This is a genomic window from Hymenobacter sp. PAMC 26628, from assembly GCF_001562275.1.
GTDB lineage: Bacteria > Bacteroidota > Bacteroidia > Cytophagales > Hymenobacteraceae > Hymenobacter.
The window spans coordinates 55,626-70,674 of record NZ_CP014303.1; the positions used below are offsets into that span (position 1 = coordinate 55,626).

Annotated in this window: 6 protein-coding genes; 4 read left to right on the forward strand and 2 right to left on the reverse strand. The window is 64.1% G+C overall.

Features of this window, described 5'->3' with window-relative positions; genetic code table 11:
- Positions 1-126: 126 nt before the first annotated feature.
- The 4 genes from AXW84_RS00320 to AXW84_RS00335 all read left to right on the forward strand — a co-directional run bounded on the left by AXW84_RS00320 (position 127) and on the right by AXW84_RS00335 (position 13,013).
- Positions 127-894, forward strand: a complete 768-nt coding sequence (locus tag AXW84_RS00320; protein WP_157886713.1) for a helix-turn-helix domain-containing protein — start codon at positions 127-129, stop codon at positions 892-894.
- A 1,403-nt stretch (positions 895-2,297) separates the two neighbouring features.
- The gene (locus tag AXW84_RS24230) at positions 2,298-5,498 is read left to right on the forward strand and encodes an RHS repeat domain-containing protein (protein ID WP_236943108.1); all 3,201 of its coding nucleotides are present in this window, start codon (positions 2,298-2,300) and stop codon (positions 5,496-5,498) included.
- Positions 5,499-5,551: 53 nt separating this feature from the next.
- Positions 5,552-12,529 (forward strand): DUF6443 domain-containing protein, encoded by a 6,978-nt coding sequence (locus tag AXW84_RS00330; RefSeq protein ID WP_068227201.1) that lies wholly within the window; start codon positions 5,552-5,554, stop codon positions 12,527-12,529.
- 13 nt (positions 12,530-12,542) lie between these two features.
- The gene (locus tag AXW84_RS00335) at positions 12,543-13,013 is read left to right on the forward strand and encodes an Imm26 family immunity protein (protein WP_068227204.1); all 471 of its coding nucleotides are present in this window, start codon (positions 12,543-12,545) and stop codon (positions 13,011-13,013) included.
- A gap of 132 nt (positions 13,014-13,145) precedes the next feature.
- Here AXW84_RS00335 and AXW84_RS00340 read toward each other — a convergent pair whose 3' ends face one another.
- Positions 13,146-13,331 carry a hypothetical protein gene (locus tag AXW84_RS00340; protein ID WP_068227205.1) on the reverse strand — a complete coding sequence of 62 codons (186 nt, stop codon included), beginning with the start codon at positions 13,329-13,331 and terminating at the stop codon, positions 13,146-13,148.
- A 102-nt stretch (positions 13,332-13,433) separates the two neighbouring features.
- Entirely contained in the window at positions 13,434-14,888 is a 1,455-nt protein-coding gene (locus tag AXW84_RS00345; protein WP_068227208.1) for an ATP-binding protein, read from the reverse strand.
- Between the last annotated feature and the right edge of the window lie 161 nt (positions 14,889-15,049).

A 15,049-nucleotide genomic window follows, 5' to 3' on the forward strand; every position in this document is an offset into this window, starting at 1 on the left:
CCCCAATTGCTGTAAGGGTAGGTGCTGAATAGCACCTGCCTGGGTGCAGACTTGCAGGAGTGTGAAATAATAGCACACTTTCGGTGGTGCGCGGCATGACGACGTGCTTTGCTCAAAATCCCCATTATGAGCCTTCACACCACCATCAAGCAGTTGCGGAAGCAGCAGAATATTACCCACGAGCACATGGCTGAGCAGTTGTGCATGGCCCGCTCTACCTACAGTAAGCTGGAATCGGGTACTACGGAAATGCCGGTAGCTACCCTCGTTCGTATCGCTGGCCTGTTGCAGGTAGCGGTCCACGACCTTATGCAGGAGGACGGCCAGCCCTACGTAACAAAGCTGGAAGATAAATTCTCTATGATGCTGTATCAGACCGAGAACGTACTCTCCTACGAGCGACTCAGCGCTGTACCCTACGATGAGTTGAGCCTTCCCCAACTCATGCTCCTCGCTGAAAAGGGGTTGGCTGGTCAGGAGGCCTATGAAAACACGCCCCTCGGGGGACGCTTCTATGCATTTGGCCCTCAGCAGGTGTTTGGCCACATGATGCAGAACTTTGGAATGAGCATTCTCTTCGAGGAGAAGCTAGTTCGGGACCCGTACTGGCAAGCAAAGTGGAAGCTCTATAAAGCCATGCAGAAGGGAAAAAAGCCCGAGCTAGCTGACTCGCTGGATGAGTACGACTATTTTAGGGTTTACCTCATTGACTTGACCATGCCCGACGGTTCCACCCGAGGCGTGCAGATGGCCGAGCGGGATTTCCCCGAAGAGTTAGATGAGGAAAGCGTATTGCAGCGGATAATTACGCGCTTAGGAGCTGTTTCGGGCGATATTCTGGCCTATACAGAGGAGGGGTATGACCCGGTTTCGGAGATTATCAGGTCCATCTGATATCGTTTAGAGAGCAGTTAAGCGGGCCTTTATTGGAGTATTAAAATTTTGATAGTCAAATTTTTGTAATTATTGCTTTTTGAATTGATTCCCTGCAAACGAAAGTGCAGCCAGGGGACTTTTCTAGCCGCAACGCGGCCGCCACAAAGCTGGGTTGGCCTTCGCTTCACAAAGCTTACGACGCGGCCGCCTCATCGTATTTCCCGTTCCGGGCCCTTTTCGGTGAGCCCTGCCCCAGCTGCGTCACGGTCCCCTACCAGTGGCCTGACGGCGGGGCCCATGACCAGCTAGTGGCGCATAAGGCAGCCTTGGCCGTAAGCGCGGGCATGGCAAACAGCGTCCGCCGCACGGGGCTGGTGGGATCCCACCGGTCCCGGCGGCAAAAAACCTTCCCATCCTTGGGGCCTGTCCAATGTCACGAATGGGTGGCTTGGTGTCGCGGGAGTTTTTATTATAAAGAGGAAAAGCTATGTTCTCCTTAGAAGACGGCATTTGCAGCATCATTTTACCCATTTTTATTTGATCACAAATAAGTTGTTATTCATTATTAATCAATAGGATACATGTCACAAACATGCGTAAAGTGTCCTTTAAAAAAACTTGATCGAGCAGTCCCTTTGTGGGGCCCAAAAAACTGTGAGCGCTGCCCGCGCAGTCCGGTTTATGGGCTGGATACTTGACGGAATCTTTTGGCATGTTCTCTACTTTTTTGCGCCCAGCGGCGGTCGCTGAGCAGTCACTTGGCCGCCCCGGCCCAACTCAACTCTTCTGGCCCGACGTTGCGGTTCCTTCCCATGCGGCCCATGGCAACGGGGTGGACCCGTTCGGAGCGCGGCCAACAGCCCCCTGCGTTCCGCCCCAGGGCTTGCGCAGAGCGGGGTGCCAGCGGCCCCGCTCCATTCCTTTCGCTTGTCCAGTCCTCCTTGGTAATGACTAAGCGACTACCGATGCGCTCTTTGTTGCGCCCTTTGTTGCGCCTGGTATTTTTCAGCACCGCCGGTTGCTTGACCCTCGCCCCGTGGCAAGTGTGTTTTGGGCAAGAATTTGAACCCAACACCGCGCCCATCCGGCAGGTGACTCATCCCCCCGCGCCCAATGCCGCGAGCCTAGGCCGTTTCGGCGCCATCCCCGTCAACAATTACACGGGGCTGCCCAAGGAGGACATTCCCCTGTATACCATCCGACAGGGAAGCCTGCAAGTGCCAATCACCCTCTCGTACCACGCGGCCGTTAAAGTGAACGACGTTGCGTCCTGGGTCGGCCTTGGCTGGGCCCTGAGCGCGGGCGGCGTGATTACGCGCACGATCAAGGGGTTGGACGACCGTTCGGGCCGTGGGTATTGGCGCCTAAAGGCGGCCATTGACGCCTCTAAGGCCAACTTTAGCGACGATTCGCTCCGGTTGATGAACGACGGAGTACTCGATACGCAGCCGGACGCCTACTTTTACAGCATCGGCAATTCCGCGGGTTCCCTGGTATTTTCGGACTCCACCCACGCGTTCGCCGTCACCGAGCGCGGGCTGGCCATCACCTACGACCACGGGTACGTGGTCGTGGACAAAGAAGGAACCACCTACTTGCTGGGTTCGACGGCCGCCAGCCGAGACGACACGTTCGCCCAGACGGACGGGGATGGCGACCAGCCGCCGGCCCAGCACTACGCCTCTTCCTTTCACCTAAACACGATCATTAGCGCGAACAAGCAGGACACCGTGCGTTTTTTTTACGCCCCGGAAGTTATCGCCCACACCGGGCCTTTGAACGAAACGGACTTTATTGCCAACTTGGTGAGCCCGAACACGCCGCGGCTGAGCAAGAGCAGTAGTTTTTCTTCGGAGCAAACCACCCAGCAGCGGCTGCAGCGGATTGAGTGGCGCAACGGGGTGATCCAATTCGGCGCGGCCACGGCGCGGAGAGACTTGCCCAACGGGGCCGCGCTGGACTACATTGAAGTGCGCGACGGGCAGGGAACCGTTGTCAAGCGGTACGACTTTGCGCACGACTACTTTTATACCAACAGTTCGCTTGCGGACACGCAACCCATCGCTGGCCAGGCGTACCAAGAGGAGCTTTTGCGCCTCAAGCTAACGCACATCGGGGAAAGCGGCGGCGATGTCCACTCGCCGGGCTACGATTTTCACTATTATGAACACCGGGGCATTCCAGCCCGCAACAGCTTTGCCCAGGACCACTGGGGCTTTGCCAACCTAAACAACGTTAACACGTTGTTGCCCGCTACCTCCTTGACCAGTGGTGGAGTTGTTGCTTACCCCGATGGTGGGAACCGGGACCCAGACTTCCCTAGTGCGTTGGCGGGCCTGCTGCGGGAAGTGCGCTACCCCACCGGGGGGCGCACTCGGCTCTACTACGAAGCGCACGACATCGCGGCGGCGGGCTTTGCCACCACCACCCGCCGCGAAAGCCTGCGCCTTACCCAAGCCGACCTGGTGGAAGGAATGGTGGCGAAGGAATATACTTTTTCGGTGCCCCGCACGGCACAGGTGCAGTTCACGTTGGGGGCATCGGTTACCACCGTCCAGGGCGAAGGCAACCTTATTATCGGCGTGAGCGGCAACGTCCCCTTAATGGAGTGCACGACGGCACCGCAGCCTTCCAGAGCGGGTACGGCACCATCGCCAATTGCCACTTGTTACTCTAGCCTCACGACAACTTTGTATCCGGGGCAGTACACCATGTATGCCCTGGGAAACATTGTGCCGGAAAGCGGGCCGTTTAGCGGCTCGGTTACGGCCGTGCTGACCGAAATTGTGCCCACCGTCGCACGGGTCGTAGTTGGGGGGGCGCGCTTAAAACGCCTGGTGGACATCGCCGGCACCGCGGGGGACAGCTTGGTGACGGAGTACGGGTACACCACGGGGACGGACAGCAGCGCCGCTTCGAGCGGGGTGCTGGTCACCAAGCCCATCTATGACTTTGGGTACAGCGTCGTTACGGCGCAGTCCACGGGAGAGTTAACGTTTACCGTCACTCCCTACACGTACCTCGGCCTAGCCTCGGCTCCCCACTCCGGCCTGGGCAGCACCCAGGGCTCGCACCTTGGTTACCAACAGGTCACGGTTACGCAATCAAAAGCGGGGGTTGCCAACGGCGCCACCGTCTATACGTACACAACCGCGCACGACTTTCCGGACTACGGGTCCGGTGTGCTGCCGCAGGGATCGGTGGGCAGCAACGACTATCAGCGGGGGCTGCTGACGCAGCAGCGCACATTTGACGCGGCCGGCCACTTATTACAAAAGACGACCAATCAATACACCGCGGACGGGCGCGCCGCCAACCGCCTCAAAGCGTTTGCCGTCCGGGCCGTTCGAAGCGTTGACCCCCACGTCACCTTCGATGCACGGCTCAAGAAGCTCTACCCGGTGTACGCTAGCGGCTTCTATTATCTTCATGACCAGTGGCAATATTTAAAGCGTAGCACCACTATTAAATACGCGCCGGCTGACACCACGCAGCAGTACACGCAGCAGCAAACCTATTTTTATGGCAACCCCGGCCACGGCTTGGTGACCCAGACGACCACCCGCGACCCGGCCACCGGGGAGCAGTACATCCACTGCCTGCGCTACCCCTTGGATTACGCAATCAACGGCACGGACCAGCCCAGCCTGGGGTTGCTGCGGCTGCAGCAAACGCACCAGCTCACGCCCGTCGTCGAGGAAACGCAATGGGTAAAGCACCCGGGTGCGGCGGATTCGCTTTTGCTGCAATCACAGCTCCATACCTACCGCCTGCTGGGCAGTAGCCGAAGCGTCGAACACCAGGTCCACCGCCTCGCCCTTGCGGGTCCGGTCGCTAGTTACGCTGCACCGGCGAGTACGGCTGGGGGGTGGCAGGCGGACGCCCGTTACCAGGTTCTGCAAACGTATGACAGCTACGGCCCGAGCGACAACCCCTTGCAGATCACCCGCCAGGGTGATCGGGCCACCAGCTTCCTGTGGGGGTACGGACACGAGAAACTAATAGCGGCTTCCCAAAACGCCTCCTTCAACCAAATCGCGGCCACGAGCTTTGAGCCGGACGCGACGGGGCGTTGGCGCTACGACTCGACTGCTGCCGGCCACCGGGTGCCCGGTGGCCGCACGGGCCGCTGGGCGTACCGGCTCAACGGCGCGGGCGGGGTGAGCCGGAACAGCTTGCCTGCGGGGGACTACGAGCTCACCTGTTGGTTGCAGGGAGAAGCCCCGCTGGCCTTCGATGGGCCCAGCAACAACCCCGCTGGGGCGGGCCTGGTAATCTATTTGAGCCAAGGCAGCGGCTTCGCTCCCCCCCAGTTGATTGCTTCGGCTCCGGGCAATTGGCACCAGTACCGGGCCCGTTTTCGCTTGGCTGGCCTGGGAGCAGTTACGTTGGATTCCCCCCAGGGGGGCGCGACCCCACTGCTGGATGAGTTGCGGCTGTACCCGGTGGGCGCGCAGCTCACCAGTTATACCCACGACCCCTTGGGGGGTATGACCAGCCAGACGGACCCAACAGGCCGCATTCTTACCTACGAATACGACGGCCTGAGCCGGCTTATCCGCGTGCGCGATGAGCAGGGACACCTCCTCTCGCAGCAGCAGTACCACTACGCCGGCCAGTAGCGCCGGGCCTTTTCCTTTTTCTTTTCGGGTTTTCTTTTCTTAACGCCCCTGCTATGCGCTGGACGTCTATTGTTGCTCACGCGCGGTTTTACGGCGCGCTGCTACTGGCTTTGCTGTTGCTCCTCGTGGCGGAGGGGGCCCGGGCCCAGGCCGTGCCGGCGGGGCAGGGCCTGGTGGCCGACTCGACGGAGCTGCGCGTGCTGCGCCAGCTCTACGCCGCCACGGGCGGCGACGGCTGGACCCACCGCGACAACTGGCTCCAGGGCACCACCCTGGCGGACGCGGCCAGCTGGTGGGGCGTCACCGTCGGCGGCGGGGACGTGGTGGGGTTTTACAGCGACAACAACAACTTGCAGGGCACGCTGCCCGCCGCCCTCGGGCAGCTGGCCGGCCTCACCCAGCTGCAGTTTTCGACCTGCATCGGCCTGACCGGTACCATGCCCCGCGAGATTGGCCAGCTCACCCGGCTGCAGCGCCTGATTTTTCACTTCACCGGGCTCAGCGGGCCCCTGCCGGCGGAGTTGGGCAACCTAGTCAACCTGACCTACCTCTCGCTCTACACCAACCGCTTCTCGGGGGCCCTGCCGCCCGAGCTGGGCCGCCTGGCCCAGCTCCAGGTCCTGTACCTGGGCACCGACGTCAGCATTCCCCCCGGCGGCGGGCCCCAGGACCGGGGCAACCGCTTCACCGGCGGCGTGCCCAAGGAATGGGGCCAGCTGACGAACCTGCGCGTGCTGGAGCTGGACACCGCCCCGCTGGGCGGGGCCGTCCCCCCCGAGCTGGGGCAGCTCGTCCACCTCGCCGAGCTGACGTTCGACACCAACGGCTTCACCGGGCCGGTGCCGGCCGAACTGCTGAACCTGCCGGCCTTGACGTACCTCACGCTCGGCTACAACGTCACCAAGCCCCCGGCGGGCTACGGGGTACTCAACGGGCTGACCGGCCTGCCCGCCGCCGCCGCCGTGCGCAACCCGGGCCAGCTGCGGCTGAGCGTGCAGAAAAATTACCTGGACTTCGGGGCCCTGGAGCCCTACTTCACCGGCCCGGGCGCGCACGTGTTCGCGGCGCTGGATTACCGGGCCCAGCGCCCGCCGGCCGGGGCGGACACGGTGCGCTTCGTGCCGGGGCAGGCGCTGACGCTGCGCCGCCCGCTGGGCGGGGCGCGCACGCACTACCAGTGGCAGCGCCTGGTGGGCGGGGCCTGGCAGGACGTGCCCGGGGCCCAAGCCGACGCCTTGACCCTGGTCGCGCCCAGCGCCGCCGACGCGGGGGCCTACCGCGTGACGGGCACCAACGACTTTGTCACGAACCTGACGCTGACCTCCAAGCTACTCTACGTGCAGGTGGACCGCGCCCCGGCGCTGACCAACCCGCCGCTAACGGCCGCCTGCCCGGTGCCGGCGCCGCCCGCCGCCCCGGCGGACCGGGCCGGCGCGCAAGACCTGGTCAACTACGTGCGCACCTGGGCGCCGCGCGTGCCGCTCACGGCCCCGGACGCCACCCCGCCCCCGGCCCCGGCCGGCACGCTGCTGCGCGAGCAGTGGGACGGCGTGGCCGGCACCGGGGTGGTCGACGTGCCGGTGAACGCGCCGCCCACGCGCACGGCGGTGCTCAGCGCGTTCGAGGCCGCCCCGGCCGACAGCTACGACTACGGGGCGCGCTTCCGCGGCTACGTGACGGCCCCGCAGGCGGGCGACTACACCTTCTGGGTGGCGGCCGACGACACGGGCCAGCTCTGGCTGAGCCCCGACGAAGACCCGGCCCACAAGGCGCTGGTGGCCGCGGCCCCGGGCTACACCGCCCCGCGCGAGTGGGACAAGTTCCCCGCGCAGCAGTCGGACCCCATCCGCCTGGAGGCGGGCCAGCGCTACTATATCGAAGCCCTGCACAAGCAGGCCGGCGGCGGCGGGCACCTTTCGGTGCGCTGGCAGCGGCCCGACGGCACGTTCGAGGAGCCGCTGGGGGGCAACCGCCTCACGGCCTTCGACCCGGCGGCCCCGGCCCCGGCGGCGGCCCCCACCCCGGTGGCCAACGGCGGCTTCGAGGCGGCGGGCGCGGGCAGCAACGCGCTGGTGGGCTGGCAGACGGCCTACGGGGCGGGCTCGCCCACGGACGCGGCCTACCGCGACGATTTCCCCGACGCGCACACCGGGGACTTCCACGCCACGCACTACCAGAACCAGGCCTACGAAGCCGACACCTACCAGGTGGTCACGGGCCTGGCCAACGGGCTGTACACGCTCCGCGCCTGGGTGCAGACCGTGGGCGGGCAGGATGCGGCCTTCCTGCAGGCCCAGGGCTACGGCGGGCCGCTCGTGCAAGCGGCTATAACGGCTACGCCCGGCGGGGTGGGCGGGGACTGGGTGCGGGTCGAAGTGCCCAACATCGCCGTCACCAACGGCCAGTGCCGCGTCGGCGTTTTCTCGCGCGGGCCGGGCGGCGCGGCCCTCTACTTCGACGACGTGGCCCTGGTGGCCCAGCCCAACGCGCTGGCCAACGCCAGCTTCGAAACCGGCGAGGGCAACGCCCTGGCGGGCTGGCAGACCGCCTACGGGGCCGGCTCCCCGACCGACGCGGCCTACCGCGAAACGTACCCCGACGGGCGCACGGGCGATTACCACGCCACCCATTACCAAAGCCAGCCCTACCAGGCCTACACCTACCAGGTGGTGACGGGCCTGCCCGCCGGCACCTACCGGCTGCGGGCCTGGGTGAAAACGGCCGGCGGCCAGGACGCGGCCTACCTGCAGGCGCGGGACTACGGCGGCCCACCGCGGCAGACGCCGATTGCGGCCACCCCGGGCGGGGCGGACGGGCGCTGGCAGCCGGTGGAGGTGGCCGGCATCGCCGTCACCGGCGGCCGCTGCGAAGTGGGCGTGTTCTCGCGCGGGCCGGGCGGCACGAGCTTGTACTTCGACGACGTGGAGCTGCTGCCCCAGCCGGGCACGGCGGCCCCCGACCCGGCCTGGACGGTGGACCAGGCGGCGGCCACCACGACCTACCTCGACGGGCTGGGGCGGCCGGTGCAGACGGTGCAGTGGCAGGCCTCGCCGCAGAAACACGACCTGGTGCAGGCCGTGGCCTACGACGCGCTGGGCCGCCAGCCCCGCCAGTACCTGCCCTACGCCTTCGCCGACACGAGCCACCAGGTGGGGGCCTACCGGCCCAACGCGCTGCGCGAGCAGTTCGACTTCTACACGCCCCAGCAGCCGCAGGGCCCGGGCCTGCTCACCGAGGGGGTGGCGCGCACGGGGCAGGCCTACGGGGAGACGCAGTTCGAGGCCTCGCCCCTGAATCGGGTATTGGCGCAGGGGGCCCCGGGCGCGCCGTGGGCGGTGGACGGCGACCACGCCGCCCACCGCACCGAGCGGCCCAACACGGCCGCCGACGCCGTGGCCCGCTTCGCGGCGGCGTACAGTACGGACGCGGCCGCCGCGCACGCGCTGGCCTACCAGGGCGACTACCCGGCCGGGGAGCTGTGGGTGACCGAGACCACGGACGAGCAGCAAAACCCCACCCGGACCTTTGCCGACAAGCAAGGGCAGGTGGTGGCCAAGCAAGTGGGGCTGGGCGCGGGCCAGTGGCTGACGACGGGCTACGTGTACGACGACTTCCAGCGGCTGCGGGCCGTGCTGCCGCCCAAGGCCACCAAATTGCTGGCGGGCAACGGCCAGCAGGTGAGCGCGGCGGTGGACTCGCTGCTGTTCTACTACCGCTACGACGGGCGCGGCCGGCCGCTGGCCAAGCAGGTGCCGGGCCAGGCCGGGGAGGTGCTGACGGTGTTCGACCAGCTGGACCGGCCGGTGCTCAGCCAGGACCCGGCGCAGCGGGCGCGCAACGAATGGAGTTGGGTGAAATACGACGCGCTGGGCCGGGCGGTGCTCACGGGCCTGGTGACGCGCACTGCGACGGCCGACGCCTTGCAGCAGCAAGCCGACCAGCTGGGCACGGCCGCGGCCGGGCAGGCCCCGGCGGTGGCGCAGTTCGAGCAGCCCACGCCGGCTGAAGCCACGCAGTACTATTCGGTGACGGGGGCCTACCCGCGCCTGGGGCAGGACGGCTTCGGGGCGGGGCGGGTGCTCACGGCCACGTACTACGACGGCTACGACTTCAACCGGGACGGCGCGCCGGACCTGGCGTTTGACAACCAGTACGCGGGGCAGTTTCCAGCCGGCCAAGCACCGGCAGCGGACGGGCGGGTGACGGGGCTGGCCACGCGCACCCAAACGCGGGTGCTGGGCGTGGCGGACGGCGACGCCACGCAGGCGGCGTGGCTGACGACGACCACGTTTTACGACGACAAGGCGCGGCCCGTGCAGGTGGTGGCCACCAACGCCCGCAAGGGCGGGCAGGACGTGGTGACGAGCCAGGTGGATTTTGTGGGGCAGGTGCTCAAGAGCTACGCCGTGCACACGGACCCGCGGCACGAGGCCATCGGGGTGGCCGAGACGCACACGTACGACCACGCGGGGCGGCTGCTGACGACCGCCCAGCAACTGCCGGGCGAAGCCCAGCCGGCGACGGTGGCCAGCCTGGCCTACAACGAACTCGGGCAGGTGCTGCAAAAGCAGCTGGCCCCGGGCACGGGGCTGGCGCAGGCCGTGGACTACGCCTACAACATCCGCGGCTGGCTCACGGGCCTCAACGAGGACCTGGTGAGCGGCACCACGCCGGCGGCGGCTAGTAAGGACTTATGGGGGATGACGCTGAGCTACGACTGCGGGTTCCAGTCCCAGCTCTACAACGGGAATATTTCGGGCCAGAAGTGGCGCAACAAGCACGACGGCGTAGCGCGGGCCTACGGCTACGGCTACGACGGGGCCAACCGGCTCCTGTACGGCGACTACGTGGCCCAGGACGGGGCCGGCAACTGGAACGCGGAGCAGCAGCGCTTTGCCCTGGCCGGGGTGCGCTACGACGAAAACGGCAACATCCTGGCCTTGCAACGGCGCGGGCTGCTACAGAATGCTACGCACACGGCGGCCAAGCAATTCGGGCCGGTGGACGACCTGAACTACGCCTACGCCGGTAACCGGCTGCAAGCGGTCAACGACGGGGTGGGCAGCAACCAGCTGGCGCGGCCCACGGGCTACCACGGGGCCCCGGCCTCGCTGGCGGGGGACTTCCAGGAAGCCGGCGTGCGCCAGGCCCAGGAGTACGCCTACGACCCGAACGGCAGCCTGAGCAGCGACGCCAACAAGGGCATCAGCGGCATCCTCTACAACCACCTGAGCTTGCCGCGGCAAATTCATTTTGGGACGGGCGCTGACAGTGTGGTGTTCCGCTACACGGCCGCGGGGCAGAAGGTGGCCAAGCTCGTGTACCAGAGCGGGAAACCAACGGTGCGCACGGACTACCTGGGGCCCTACCAGTACGAGGGCGACAGCCTGCGCTTCTTTCCCCACGCCGAGGGGCGGGTGCTGCGCTTCGTCAACGCCCTGAGTGGGCAAGTGCGCTACGAGCGCGAGTACACCCTGAAAGACCATTTGGGCAACCTGCGCCTGGCTTACCGGCTGGGCCACCGGCAGACCTTTACGGCCACGTTGGAGCCGGACGAGGCCACCCGGCAACGGGAAGTGCACCAGTTCGACTCGCTTTCTGTGAGCCCGCCCGTGGCCCAGCCCGTGGGCGGCCAAGCCCGCACGGGCAGCTACGTGGCCCGGCTCAACGCGGGCGGCAGCGCGCCCCAGCCCTTGGGGCCCCTCACGCAGTTGGCCGTACAGAAGGGCGACACCGTGACGGTGACGGCCCCGGGCTACTACCCGCAGGCGGTGCCAAGCAGCAGCTTTTCGTTCTCGCTGGCCGGCTTCGTGGCGGGCTTGCTACAGCAACAGCCGGCCGGGGCCCCGGGGGCGGACGGGCGGCGGCGCGGGGCGTTGCCCTTGCTCAGCCTGGGGGTGAGCGCGCCGCTGGCGGCACTGGCCCGCACTTCGGGCGTGCCGCAGGGCTACGTGCGCCTGCTCGTCTTCGACGCCGACAGTAATTTGGTGAGCAGCCAGGTGCGCACCCAGCAGTTGAGCGCGGCCGCCAACGGGGGATACGAGCCCTTAACGGTGCAGGTGGTGGCCGGGCAGGACGGGTACGTGACGGCCTACGTGGGCAACGAGAGCAACGCGGACGTGTACTTCGACGACGTGCAAGTGGTGCTGGGCCAGGGGTTGCAGGTGCAGGAGACGGAGTACGACCCGGCCGGGCTGGAGCTGGCGGGGCTGGTGGCGCCGTCGCCGGGGATTCGGGGGCTGAACAACTACCGCTTCAACGGCCAGGAGTTCCAGGCCGACCTGGGCCTGAACTGGAACCACCAGGACTGGCGCTTTTTCAACCCGCAAATCTTCACCTGGTCGGTGGTAGACCCCGAGGTGGAGAACGGGCAGGAGAGCTGGACGCCCTACTCGTTTGGGTACGATAACGCAATTAGGTACGCTGACGCCAACGGGCGGTGGCCGGATGGTGGGGGCGGGGCCGCAGCTGTAGCTGTTCCGGTCTTAATTGCAGCCGCCGAAATAGCAGGTGAGGCAATAGCAGTGGGCGCGGCCGTTGTGGCGTCACCAGTTGTCTTGACCGTTGCGGCAGTAGCGGTTGGGGTTGTGGCTATTGGGTACGGGGCAACTGTACTGGCGGACCACCTGCCAGCATTAAGCCCTGGGTTCAGGGTTAGCAACCCACAATCCGTTTTCTTTAATGCTCTTTACCAATCTACGCATAGTGCATCTTCTAATGCCTCAAATGCTAATACTGGTGTTATCTATAAACGGACTAATCCGCAAACAGGTGAGAAGTACGTTGGCCAAGCAAAGAGTGATGAAAGATTTACTAAACGCCAAAAAGAGCATGACAAAGCAAAGGGCGTGCGCCACGACTACGAAACATTAGAGAGAGCCGCTTCAGGCAAAGACTTAGACGTGGCAGAAGAAAAGCACATCCGGGCAGAAGGCGGCCCTAAAACAAAATCCAATCCCAACGGTGAACTCGAAAACAAACGGCACCAGATGTCGGATGAACGCTACAAGAAAGCCACTAGTGGCAATTAACTACTACCCAATTATGCCCAAGAGAAAAATCAAGTGGACCGATGGCGACGTCTTTGCCGTTCCGCTATGCGATGGCCGTTTTGCCATCGGCCAAGTGCTTGACCTGATGATGGTCAACCAAGTGCGTGTGGCCCTATACGACGAGATTTTTCTGTCGATGGAAGCCATAGATATGGCTGCTTGTTGCCAACCTAATCAACTCATATCGCTAGTTGCTAGCACTAGAGAACAGTTGGATTATGGTGTATGGAAAATAATTGGCAATAAGCCCGTAACTGTACCCATTGATCAGCGCCCCAACGAACAATTTCGTCATAAAGGGTGGGTGGGCTCTAAACATTACGATGCAGCGCTTTTAGAGGACTTTTTCGAGGCTTTTTATGCACTTCGTCCTTGGGATGACTGGTTCAACCCTAATTATTTAGATGCTTTCTTGGTAAACCCTAGCAAAAAGCCGAAAAAGTTGATTCTTGTCAAGATATGAAGCTGGGATGGTTGAGTAAAAACGGGCAGTGGAGGGTAAAACTCTTCACTGCCCGTTTTTACTCAACCATCCCAACGACGAGGCCAGCAACTGGCAGGCCGAGCAGCAGCGCTTTGCCCTGGCCGGGCTGCGCTACGACGAGAACAGGTACTTGAACGCACGGCGGGGTAGGTAGTCGGTCAGTAGCTGAACGGTGCGGGGCCCGGTGATGGCCCACTCAGTACACAGGACAGCCTGAGCCCTGCGCAACCGTAAGCTGCTGGCCAGTTCGCCCACCGCCTCGGTAAGGTGGGCAGCTACCCAGAAGTCTTTACTCATTGATGGCCCTTATTGGATGGTTTTACGTGGGGCGATTCTAGCGCGTAGAGGCGCTTTTTTCAGACTTTTCAAGCTGACCCTTATTGGAGTATGGTAATTGGCTTATGCCCAGTATGGCAAGTAGCGCGCATGCTTCCTGGATTTGCTAGTCGGGTCGAGTGGCTTGAGTAGCCCGGCCGTCATCGTATCCGTGATGATGCGGGATGCGGCGGGGTAGTTGGATTCGGCAATGCCCAGCCGTTCGCGCAGGGACTGGTTGGTCATGCTTTCGCCCGATACCTGCTTGAGGCAGGCGTGCTGGTAGCAGGCCCGGACTTTATCCTGCCGGTCCATCTCGCCGAAAGAACGCGCGCTGAACAGCACCACGCGGGTAAACTGCTCGGAGGCCTCGAAGCGGGGCGCGGGCAAGTGGTGCTCCTCACACTCCTGCACCACTTTGTCGATGCCGCTGCCACGCTCCTCGCACATGTCCAGTTGGCGCATGGCCCCGGCCAGCAGCTCATTGCGGCTGCGCGGGGCGTGGTCGATGAAGCGGCGCTCGTCAATTAAAGGTTGCCCCGGATTGGTGATTTCGATGCGGTTTTCGAACACGTCTATCTGCGGCGAAACGCCCTGGGCCAGAAAATCCTGGTGAATCAGGGCGTTGGCAATGAGTTCGCTTAAGACCAGGGGTGGGTAGGAGGGGGCCGATTGCTCGCGCAGAATGAATTTGGTTTCGACATTGCCCGGCAGCATGTTGCCAATGGTCCGCACCAGGCCCTCAAATTCGAGCGCATAGCCCCGTGGGGCCGGCACTTCCCGCAGGGTACGCACCTTACTGCGCCCCTGGTAGAAAATGAGGCGAATAGCCTTGCGGCCCAGGCGCTCAAAGTCGCCCAGGTTCTGCGCGAAGAGCAGGGCCCCGAGGTTGGTGATGTCGTAGGCCGCCGCTCGCGACTGAACCATGTCGCGCTGCGCCAGCTTTTCCAGCAGTCTGGTCTGGGTCGTGGGCAGCGGCAGCTTGAAGAGGCGGAAGAAAGCGGAGTAGTCGAGTAGCTCCAGCACCCGCGCGGCGGACTGCCCTTTCAGGGCAATCTCGCGCTCAAAACGCGTGGCGGCGGCCTGCGCCCGGATGCGCTCCAGCTTCTCCAGGCTTAGGGCCGTCAGGCTCTCCCCGTTGCGGCCGTAGTAGTGCCCCTGCCAAGCGGTGGGCACGCCTTGCAGGGCCGGCGGAATCTCAAACAGGACCAGCCGCTGCCCTGCATACAGCACTTCGTGGATGTCGATAAATGAAAGGTTGTTGCTGGTTTTGGCCGCTACTTCGCCCTTGAGGCTGTCGAGGCCGGGGCGGCTGGGCCGGTACTGCGTGCCCACTACCTGCCGCTTATCGTTGACGCCGAACACCAGCCACGCTTGGTCCTGCCGGTGTAGGTTGGCTTCGTTGCTGAGGGCGCTGAAGTACCGGCCCAGAACATCGATACCAAAGCTGGTGCCGGCCGTTTTAAACTCCAGCAGTTCAGTTTCGGCCGGTAGCGCCAGCAAGCGGTCCAGTAAAGCAATCAGGTCAGTATCCGTCACGGGGCAAAGGGGAAGTCACCCGCAAATATAGGCTATTCCCAACGCGGCTGTTACATAAGCGATACATAAGAAAGGCCGATTTTGAGCCATTGGAGGGGGATAGGGCCGCTAAGTAGCCAGTTCTGTTACATAAGCACTACATAAGCTTGTTGCTTACACGA

Coding starts and splice junctions, on each gene's coding strand:
- AXW84_RS00320 (WP_157886713.1), top strand. CDS start 127: ATGAGCCTTCACACCACCATCAAGCAGTTGCGGAAGCAGCAGAATATT.
- AXW84_RS24230 (WP_236943108.1), top strand. CDS start 2,298: ATGAACGACGGAGTACTCGATACGCAGCCGGACGCCTACTTTTACAGC.
- AXW84_RS00330 (WP_068227201.1), top strand. CDS start 5,552: ATGCGCTGGACGTCTATTGTTGCTCACGCGCGGTTTTACGGCGCGCTG.
- AXW84_RS00335 (WP_068227204.1), top strand. CDS start 12,543: ATGCCCAAGAGAAAAATCAAGTGGACCGATGGCGACGTCTTTGCCGTT.
- AXW84_RS00340 (WP_068227205.1), bottom strand. CDS start 13,331: ATGAGTAAAGACTTCTGGGTAGCTGCCCACCTTACCGAGGCGGTGGGC.